The organism is Alterirhizorhabdus solaris (assembly GCF_007785815.1).
GTDB classification, from domain to species: Bacteria; Pseudomonadota; Alphaproteobacteria; order Sphingomonadales; family Sphingomonadaceae; genus Alterirhizorhabdus; species Alterirhizorhabdus solaris.
On record NZ_VNIM01000004.1, the window covers coordinates 101958 to 110796 of the forward strand.

Below are 8839 nucleotides of genomic sequence, written 5' to 3' on the forward strand. Positions count from 1 at the left end.
AGTCAATATTCCACTGTCTCTCCCCGCGAAGGTAGTGACATAGAAAGCCTCCCATCCCATTGAAATGCGGTGATCCGAAGAAAAACTCGATTGCCGTCTTCAACCAACATTGAACGTTGCCGCGTTAAATTGCTTGCCGTGATCAGCTACTAACCAATTTCTTCGACGCATAAGCAGCATTTCATACAACTAAGGCAGTCGTTTAACATCCAATCTAAAGGTAAAATCCTCTGTATTGTCAACCGAATAAGAGTAGACTTGCTTCTTGGTATCGCGATGCACGGACTGAAGTCTGATTAAAAGAGTACCACATTTAGCACCGGCCAACACCGATAAATATTTATATATCTAATATTCGACCCTTATGTACTGACCGAGACGTGATACGCTTCTGCCACTCTCTGAATGTCTCTTGCTTCATCCCCCTCAGACTGCCAGGAATGTCAAAGAATTGTTTATCAACCATCGATTGGTATATCAAATTTACCGACTGCGGCGACAAACGCTCGTCTAACAACATATTTGAACCAGATGGGTTCTTGCCCGAAAACCTCCGAAAAACCGGACCAGACTTGTAGTTGGACATCTGCCTCCACGATTTGATAACCTGGGACACGTTCGGTCCTAGAATAATTGCACGTACCCTCGCCCCGTTTCTCTGATCCCTTACGTATAATAAAGTAGACCCGTTCTCATTTTCCTCCAGATCCTCCCAATTGATCGCCAGGAGCTTGGTTCGAGACAATTGAGTAACGTACGCCATTATGATCAACGCCCAATTCCGGTAATCTCGAGGCCTCTCTAGTCGCGGCTTAAGCAGCATAATAGAAATTCCGGTTGGGTCTTTCAGCTCTCCCTCGGGCAAGCGCAGACGGAGTGGCCAACTACCGCTAAGTCCAGGCGTCTTACGACCCCGCAGTTTCCCGAGCTCATTTTTTACGTCGGAACTTAAAGCCGGTGATGGCAATCCCGCCATGCGATGCAGGCGACTGATCGAACTTGCAGCTCGCGCCAGGCTTGACGCAGACTTCCCTTCATCAGCCTTGTGACGCAGAAACGATACTACTGCGCTCGGATCGGCAGGCATGACCTTGAAGCCGTTCCTATTGGCCCAGTCGCCAAACAGGCGAATGTCCGATCGAAGCGCCCGCCAGCTGTTCTGGGGAAGGTTTTTATGGGCTTCGGCCAACCAGGCCTGGATCTCTCCAGCCAATATACTGCTCTTACAACCGTCGTTCATATCCGTTCCGGCTTTGTCACCGTGGCGTTGTACCCGGAGTTGCTGCATTTATCACATACCGATCTGCCAAGCGACATGACCCCTATCCGGCGGCAAATGTACTGCAACTCGCGGGACAATGGTGTCTCCGGGTTCAAGTCCGAGGATTAAACCATGGGTCAGAACGAAACGCAGATCAGTCAGAGTCCTTATCTTCCAGTGTTTAAGATGGGCAGTGATCAAATCCTGCCGATGTCTGGGTACGTCCCTCTTGTATCATTGCGTCTCTTTATCATGTCCGCCTTCCAGATAACATTCTCTATCTTATCTCCCGAGCTAGATTTCATTATCTGGTCGAGGGAAAACAAGGAAACCAATCTTGACATCGCCCAACTGCAGAGACATTTTGAGGAGGTTCTGTTGTCTCCCGAACTGAAAAGCGAAGATCGTAATGCCGTACTTGTCGCCCATGAATGCGTATCAGCTATGCAGACGATCTGTATCGATTGGCAGCGAATAGACTTTCCACCTGAAAATATCTCTATAGATAACATATCTACTGACTAGTCAACTAAGGACATAAATAACTAATATGCTTCTTTATAATTAAAGAGATGCTACGATTCATGATGGCAATCTCCTTGGTCCTCTCATTGATTTGAACAACCATGAGGCAACATTGTGCTGATTCCTATCCATATGATTATGGGTTCAGCTTGCATCTCGTTATGTCAGAGGATGGCTTCAAGCGTAATAGCTACCGGCGGATAGGCTTCATCCGGGTCGAGCCTTTCCCCACCATCTAGGACTTCCACTCCTAGGCGAGCCGGGTGAGTGGTGATCCACACCATGGTTGCATCGTGCGGCGGGGAACGGCATGACCCAACCCGCCCGTGGCCAAATCCACAGGTAGAGGCGTGAGAACCTCTTTCAGGAACCGCCCTGGTCGAACCCATTCGACCGGGAGGCGGGCGCGTATGTCCAAGGCCTTCGGGTCCAAAGGCGCTCGCGCCCGTAGGTTCCTGTGGGTTCTCAACTCCCGGTTTCGGGTGCCGCCTCTCAATCAATCGGGGCGGCACCAGCGGTAGCGGTAGCGGTAACGGTGGTGTGCCTCTCATGGAGCGCACGCATGAGCTACCAGTCAATGACGATCGCCGAAGCCCTCAACCGTATCAACCAGTCGCTCTTCCTTCCCGCGATCCAGCGCCCCTATGTCTGGAAACCCGAGGCGATCATCGAGTTGTTCGACAGCTTGATGCAGGGCTACCCGATCAGCTCCTTCCTGTTCTGGGAGGTGGAGCCGGAGAACCGCCGGCGGTGGGCGATCTACAAGTTCCAGGAGCAGCACCGGCAGGGTGAGAGCTGGAACGAGACCGTCCAGCCGGACGGTCGCAGTGTCGTCTTCGTGCTCGACGGGCAGCAGCGGCTGACCTCTCTGCTCATCGGCCTGCGTGGCAGCTATACGCAGCGCGAGCGCTATGGCCGTCGCGAGAAGGCGACCAGCTATCGTGCACACCACCTCTATCTCGACCTGTTCAAGGATCCCGCAGACATTGATGAGGACGAGGAGATCACGGCGAACCGCTATGCCTTCCGCTTCTCCGATGTCGCCCCACGCAACGACGCCAAGCACCTCTGGATGAAGATCGGCGACATCCTCGATCTCGAAGCCGGGGATCGGCTGACGGCCTACCGTGATCAGCTGCTCGGCGCAGTCCACGAGCGTGTCACCGCCGCCCAACTCGAGATCGCCGAGCAGAGCCTCGGACGGCTGCACGACCTCGTCTGGCGCGAGCAGCCGATCTCCTATTATACCGAGCATCTCCAGGATCTCGACCGCGTGCTCAGTGTCTTCATACGGGCCAACGAAGGTGGCACGAAGCTGTCAAAATCCGACCTGCTGATGGCGGTCATCGAAACAACCTGGGGCGAGTCGTATGTTCGCGAGGAAATCCTCGGGCTGGTGAAGCGGCTCAATCGCGACATGGGCCGCGAGTTCGCCTTCGACAAGGACACGGTGATGCGCGCCTGCCTCGTTATCCCCGACCTGCCCGTGGTCTATAACGTCGCCAACTTCACCGCGCACAATATGGCGGTGATCAGGCAAAGCTGGTCGCTGATCCGTTCCTCACTCGAAGCCGCGGTGGCACTGGCCGCGCGTTTCGGTCTCGATGCGTCGCTGCTCTCCAGCACCAACGCGATCATCCCGATCGCTTATTACATCTCGAGGCTCGGTGGGCATCCGCTCGATGGCACCTCGGCCTTCGATGTCGTCAACCGCGAGCGCATCCGGCGCTGGCTGTTCAGCTCGCTATTCAACGGTGCGTTTGGCGGCAATTCCGACCAGACCATGGCTCTATGCCGCGAGGTAATCCGCAACGAACTGCGAACATCCCGTGACTTTCCCCTGCAGCGCCTTGCCGACGACATGCGCACCCGCCGGAGCCGGCCGATCGCGTTCGACGACCAGGGCGTCCGCAAGCTGCTCGACGTGAACTATGGCCAACGACACTGCTATCTCGCCTTGGCCATGCTCTATGACGGCCAGACCAGCCGTACCGCACGATATCATGTCGATCACATCATCCCGCAGGCGCTGCTTAGCGAGAAGGTGCTACGCGAGCGCGGCGTGCCGGGTGCCAAGATCGAACGCATCCGTGCCGCCGCTAACCGGATCGGCAATCTCCAGCTGCTGGTCGATCATGACAATCTCGGCAAATCGGACACTGCGTTCGAGACCTGGCTCAAAACTCGCGACCCCGCGTATCTCGAGCAGCATATGATCCCTGACGACGCCGAGCTCTGGCATCCCGAAGCGCTACTGGAGTTCATCGACGCACGTGAGGATCTGATGCGGGCGGCACTTAGGCGGTTTCTCATCATTGAGGATCGCTCGCCGCCGCCGAACCGTGCCGCAGCCTGACAGCGCTCCAACTCGAGGCGGCGGCACCTTGCTGCGGCCGTCTCGATCGTGATGAGCGCGACAGACTCCGTCGCCGCCCAGCATCATGCGTCAGCCACTTTCAGGTTCAAGGCGTTGACCAGCGAGCATGCGAAGGGCTGGTCGGCACATCGTGGTCAAACGATTGCGCAAGCTGCATAAGTCATGTGATAGCCCCCCACCATCGTCAACAAGCCCCGATCAGAGATGCCAAAACGATCAGAAATCAAGAAGGCGCAGCCACTCGACATCTATCTTGAAACGCTGTCTTTTGAAGATAGAGTCCGATGGTGGGTCAATAAGAAGCCATATGATTATCGGAAATATGCCTATCAGATTGATGGGATTACTAAGCTTACTGCCGATGACATCGAGACAGATGGCCGTGGAAATTTAAAAGCGGTCGCACGAGCAGTAGCTTCAGCTTGTTTCGGCCAAATCGTTCCTTTCGTTCGCTTCCGTAAATATGAATATGACTTTAACAAAAGAACAAAGAAACCGTACCAGAGCCGCTGTTACCGATGCAAAGCGAGATCTGCCTGCAAAATGATAGTCGCGGAGCGAATATCTGTCGCTCAAAACGGTTTGGCCCTTCTCGACTTGTCGAACGAGAGGATGTTTGCGCAGGGCGATCCTGAGCATAACGCATTTATATCGTGCTCTCCTCACGGGTTCAGACACGCGATCCTCCAACACGGTGATTTTGAGGACGCCAATGCGGAGCTGGTGAAAAAGCTGCGAAGCGAGCGTCAGGCCCGCGAACGCGCTCGGGACGCCACTTACAAGAAGAGGAGCCGTCGCAGGGGATACCGATCTGGGCGGGTCGATCCGCTTTACGTTGGCGCGGCGATCGCAGAGCGCGACCGTCGCGTCGAGGTTCTACAACGGGAGCGGCTGTTGCCTCAGGCACCGCGCAGCCTTTCCCGCCTACCCCTGTCGTCCTGTCAATTCATTGCCGACGTCTGGCTGTGCGAATGGCTTCACCGTTGGACTACACCGAACCTTCGAGCAGTGGACGTCGCGGACTGGCTGATCCAGCATCGCCGGCATCAGTGGCAAGATCGCGCATCGCTGCAAGGCCGCGTCACTGCGGACCGGGCAAGGGCCAAGCAGTTCGAGACCAAAGGCTTTCCCCCGCTGTGGACACCTTTCGACCCAGAGGAGGCGATCGACGCCGGCCGTGTGGTCGATGCGAGCCGGCTCACCTTGATTTGACGCCGTAAGGCGGCTTCGCGGACTCGCCGGAGGATTATCATCTTTTTTTTAAGAAAGCTGATGAGGCGCCCAGCGCCTCTTCTCGGCTTTCGTCCTTTACCAGCGAAGCTGGTTACGGCAGCTATAGGACCAAGCAAAGAAGGTTGAAGCCAGCGGCTTTCCTGACGTTTCCTGTCGAAGTTCTAGAGGGTAACGGTGAGGCGCCTCTAGAGGGTAAAACGCATGTCCCGGCACGTAAGTTGGCGGCAAAGGTCGTCCACACAGTGCAGCCTAGTGGACTTGCCCCGCTTAAGTGGAGAGGCATTTGCTCAGCGTGACGCGGTTCGTTCGAACTGCGCGGGGCTGATGTAGTCGAGCGCGGAATGGCGCCGGACGGGGTTGTAGAAGCCGTCGATATAGCGGGCAATGGCCTGGGCGGCCTCGGCGCGGGTGTAGAAGACGGTTCGCCAGACGAGTTCGGATTTGATCGTCTTGAAGAACGTCTCGACCATGGCGTTATCGTAGCAATTTCCCTTGCCTGACATGGAGATGCGGATGCGGTGGCGGCGCAGCTCGGCCTGGTAGTCCACAGAGCAGTATTGGCTGCCGCGGTCCGAATGATGAATGAGCCCTTCGGGCGGACGCCGCATGACGAGGGCCTTGCGCAAGGCAGCGAGCGCCAGGTCGCGATGCAGGCGGTCGCCGACCGCCCAGCCGACGACGCGGCGCGAAAACAGGTCGATGACCACGGCCAGATAGAGCCATCCCTCCCGCGTCCAGACGTACGAGATGTCCACGCCCCATTTCTGGTTGGGCGCCGTCGCGGTGAAGTCCTGGTCGATGATGTTCGGCGCGATCGGCCAGCTGTGCTCGCTGTCGGTCGTACGTTTGAACCGCCGCTTCTGCCGACCACGCAGGCCGTTCTCGCGCATCAGCCGCGCCGTGCGCCTGCGTCCGATCGCGAAGCCATCATCCTGCAACTCGCGCGTCATGCGCGGGCTGCCGTAGGTGCCGTTCGACAGCGCGAACGCCGAACGGACATGCGCCAGCATCACCATGTCGTCGCGTTGGCGCCGGCTGGCGGGCCGGTCCTTCCAGGCGAAATAGCCGCTCTGGCTGACGCCAAGCACCTGGCAGAGGCGGTGTACGGGGAACTCCTTCTTCGCCTGATCGACGAGCGCGAACCTCATCGACTTCCCTCCCGGGCGAAAAAAGCAGTCGCCCGCTTCAGTATATCGCGTTCCTGCCGGAGGATTTCGTTCTCCCGCCGAAGGCGCTTCAGCTCGGCAGCCATATCCGCCTGCGGCGCTTCGCCAGGCATCTGCGACAGCCGGTCACGCCGACGGCCGATCCAGCGCACCAACGTCGACAGACCAACGCCGAGATCATCCGCTACCGCGCGCTGCGTGCGCCCGCTGGTCGCCACCAGCCGCACCGCCTCGTCCTCGAATTCCTTTGTAAACCGTCGTTGCCTCGTCATCGAGTTCGCCTTTCATCTCAAGGGAACTCTCCACTTTTCCGGGGCAAGTCCAATCTGTTTGCCATACGGCTCTGCGCGGCACCGAGCTTGGGCGCTCGGGTCCTCATCAACGAGGTGGAAGGATTGCACTGGCAGCGGCGATCCGGTCCGTAGACAAGCATCAGAGGGCTCGGTTTGCCTCACCGGTTGCGCTCATCATCTTTCGACCGGATGACGTAACGCTACGAGCTAGTCAGCCACACCGTCGCCGCTCCAGCAGCCATCAGCGCAACCCCCAGGGTGATGCCTACCATGATGTGAAACAGCGGCGAAGGTAGCTTGATCTGGGGTGCGCGCTCAATCTCATCCCACATTCGATCCGTCATGGCTCGCCTGCGATCGCTGCGTGCGAGTTCTGCCTCCAGATTGAACGGCTCGTAACCACGCGGAGGGTCTGGCTGGTGGGATGAATCGGACATCGGTGCCTCCATGCCACTGCTGGCGCTGCGCTATCTTACCGGGTCGTAGAACCATATCAAAGAGGGGGCTCGAGCCTGACAAAGGGATGTGCGACGCGAAGCATACCGAGCCTCTTCTCTGTGAGCCGAGCCGATCACTGTATCCTGCGGCGGCATGGCGCCCCCTCGTAGGAAAGTTGCACATGCAATCTGACGAAAATGCGTGCCAGCCGAAAACCTCAATCCGACAGCGAACTCCGCGCATCGCCGGCGATAGGCGTGGCTGCTAAACGGTGGCGATGATTCACGATGCGCCCCCACGCCGGCTTCAGGTCCGAGCCACGCCCCATCGCCGCCTAGTTCGCCTGCCAGCCCTCCTCGGCATCGAATGTCGCTATACCGGTAAATCGGGCATCGAGCTTCTCCCGTGTGAACCGTGCTACCGAGGGCGATAGATCGAGCCACTCCGCTGTCGCATCCCACACGAACGTGGGTGCAGGGGGAGCAACGGTCTGGACCTCCTCCGACGCAAACAAGATCGCCTCACGCACATCATGCGCGAACACCATTATCCCGCCGTATCCACCACCGACGCTGACCTGAAAAAGATGTACTTGAGGCTTTAATTGGGTGATATTTTCGTGGGAAGTCACGCTCGTCTCCTGTGACCGACATTGGTCGAGACAGGTCTCGCAGATGCTACCTTGGCATACGGGTGGCTTCTAGCAGCACGAATATGCCAAAATAGGCAAGAAAGTGACAAGAAAGCGCAACTTTGGTGTGGCCTATCAAGGTTAGCTGGCGATGGCCGATGACCTGCTCCCCGAAAATCATGCCATTGGTAAGTTAGCTCGTCAGATGGAGACGAGCGATGCGTCGAGGCCGTTTTACCGAGGATCAGACCATTGGCGTGCTACGCGAGCATGAGGATTGGGTGAAGACCACCGGGCTGTGCCGGAAGCATGGGATCAGCGATGCGACGTTCTACAACTGGAAGGCGAAGTACGGCGGGATGACGGTGTCGTAGGCGGCGCGGCTGCGCACGTTGGGGGACGAAAACCGACGGCTGAAGAAGCTGCGGCCTTGCAACGAAGGATCTGATGCCGACGACGTGGCCTTGTGAGACATAAGGTTCGCGATAAAAGGCGTTTGTCAAATTTCCCATCTCATACCAAGATTCAGTGATCAGAGCCCACAGGCCCAAACGCGGAGGCCGAGCGACATGATGCGCCAGGGTTGCTCGACGAGCTTGTTCCAGGCGTCGCAGCAATGGTCGACGATCTCGTCGTAGGAGCCGAACACGCGGTTCGAGAGCCAGTTGTCGCGCATAAACTGCCACACGTTTTCTTGGGGATTGAGCTCCGGGCTTTTCGATGGGATCGCTACGATCGAGATGTTGGCGGGAAGCTCGAGCTTCGGCGTCAGGTGCCAGCCGGCCTGGTCCATGAGCACCACGGCGTGGGCGCCGGGGGCGACATGCAGAGCGATCTCCGCCAGGTGTAGGTTCATTGTGTCGGTGTTGCAGAACGGCAGGACGAGGCCGGCCGCCTTTCCCTCCTGCGAGCATA

At 57.6% G+C, this 8839-nt stretch carries 8 protein-coding genes and 1 pseudogene; 4 read left to right on the forward strand and 5 right to left on the reverse strand.

Going from position 1 to position 8839, the window contains the following annotated elements; genetic code table 11:
* Window positions 1-340: 340 nt before the first annotated feature.
* Entirely contained in the window at window positions 341-1288 is a 948-nt protein-coding gene (locus tag FOY91_RS22745) for a site-specific integrase (protein ID WP_145147688.1), read from the reverse strand.
* Between the two features lie 105 nt (window positions 1289-1393).
* On the opposite strand from FOY91_RS22745, the gene FOY91_RS02280 reads away from it, so the two are divergent.
* The 3 genes from FOY91_RS02280 (at window position 1394) to FOY91_RS02290 (ending at window position 5375) form a co-directional block, all read left to right on the forward strand.
* Window positions 1394-1786 carry a hypothetical protein gene (locus tag FOY91_RS02280; protein WP_145147691.1) on the forward strand — a complete coding sequence of 131 codons (393 nt, stop codon included), beginning with the start codon at window positions 1394-1396 and terminating at the stop codon, window positions 1784-1786.
* A 577-nt stretch (window positions 1787-2363) separates the two neighbouring features.
* Entirely contained in the window at window positions 2364-4142 is a 1779-nt protein-coding gene (locus tag FOY91_RS02285; RefSeq protein WP_162527101.1) for a GmrSD restriction endonuclease domain-containing protein, read from the forward strand.
* Window positions 4143-4367: 225 nt separating this feature from the next.
* Window positions 4368-5375 carry a hypothetical protein gene (locus tag FOY91_RS02290; RefSeq protein ID WP_145147704.1) on the forward strand — a complete coding sequence of 336 codons (1008 nt, stop codon included), beginning with the start codon at window positions 4368-4370 and terminating at the stop codon, window positions 5373-5375.
* Window positions 5376-5683: 308 nt separating this feature from the next.
* On the opposite strand, the gene FOY91_RS02295 is transcribed toward FOY91_RS02290, so the two are convergent.
* The 3 genes from FOY91_RS02295 to FOY91_RS02305 all read right to left on the reverse strand — a co-directional run bounded on the left by FOY91_RS02295 (window position 5684) and on the right by FOY91_RS02305 (window position 7924).
* Window positions 5684-6834 (reverse strand): IS3 family transposase gene (locus FOY91_RS02295; protein ID WP_420822851.1). Its coding sequence is split into 2 segments (ribosomal slippage): window positions 5684-6570 and window positions 6570-6834, totalling 1152 coding nucleotides; the frame shifts between segments, so codons are not numbered across the junction.
* Window positions 6835-7055: 221 nt separating this feature from the next.
* The gene (locus FOY91_RS02300) at window positions 7056-7292 is read right to left on the reverse strand and encodes a hypothetical protein (RefSeq protein ID WP_145147708.1); all 237 of its coding nucleotides are present in this window, start codon (window positions 7290-7292) and stop codon (window positions 7056-7058) included.
* Between the two features lie 335 nt (window positions 7293-7627).
* Window positions 7628-7924, reverse strand: coding sequence for a hypothetical protein (locus FOY91_RS02305; protein WP_145147710.1), 297 nt, complete (start codon window positions 7922-7924; stop codon window positions 7628-7630).
* Between the two features lie 218 nt (window positions 7925-8142).
* On the opposite strand from FOY91_RS02305, the pseudogene FOY91_RS02310 reads away from it, so the two are divergent.
* Window positions 8143-8295, forward strand: a pseudogene (locus FOY91_RS02310) (transposase); the annotation flags it as partial.
* 161 nt (window positions 8296-8456) lie between these two features.
* On the opposite strand, the gene FOY91_RS02315 reads toward FOY91_RS02310, so the two are convergent.
* On the reverse strand, window positions 8457-8839 hold a 383-nt coding region (locus FOY91_RS02315; RefSeq protein ID WP_203234466.1), incomplete at its 5' end, for a transposase.

Bases quoted from the DNA above. Each gene is read 5' to 3' on its own strand.
- FOY91_RS22745 (WP_145147688.1), bottom strand. From the start codon at position 1,288: ATGCAGCAACTCCGGGTACAACGCCACGGTGACAAAGCCGGAACGGAT.
- FOY91_RS02280 (WP_145147691.1), top strand. From the start codon at position 1,394: ATGGGTCAGAACGAAACGCAGATCAGTCAGAGTCCTTATCTTCCAGTG.
- FOY91_RS02285 (WP_162527101.1), top strand. From the start codon at position 2,364: ATGACGATCGCCGAAGCCCTCAACCGTATCAACCAGTCGCTCTTCCTT.
- FOY91_RS02290 (WP_145147704.1), top strand. From the start codon at position 4,368: ATGCCAAAACGATCAGAAATCAAGAAGGCGCAGCCACTCGACATCTAT.
- FOY91_RS02300 (WP_145147708.1), bottom strand. From the start codon at position 7,292: ATGTCCGATTCATCCCACCAGCCAGACCCTCCGCGTGGTTACGAGCCG.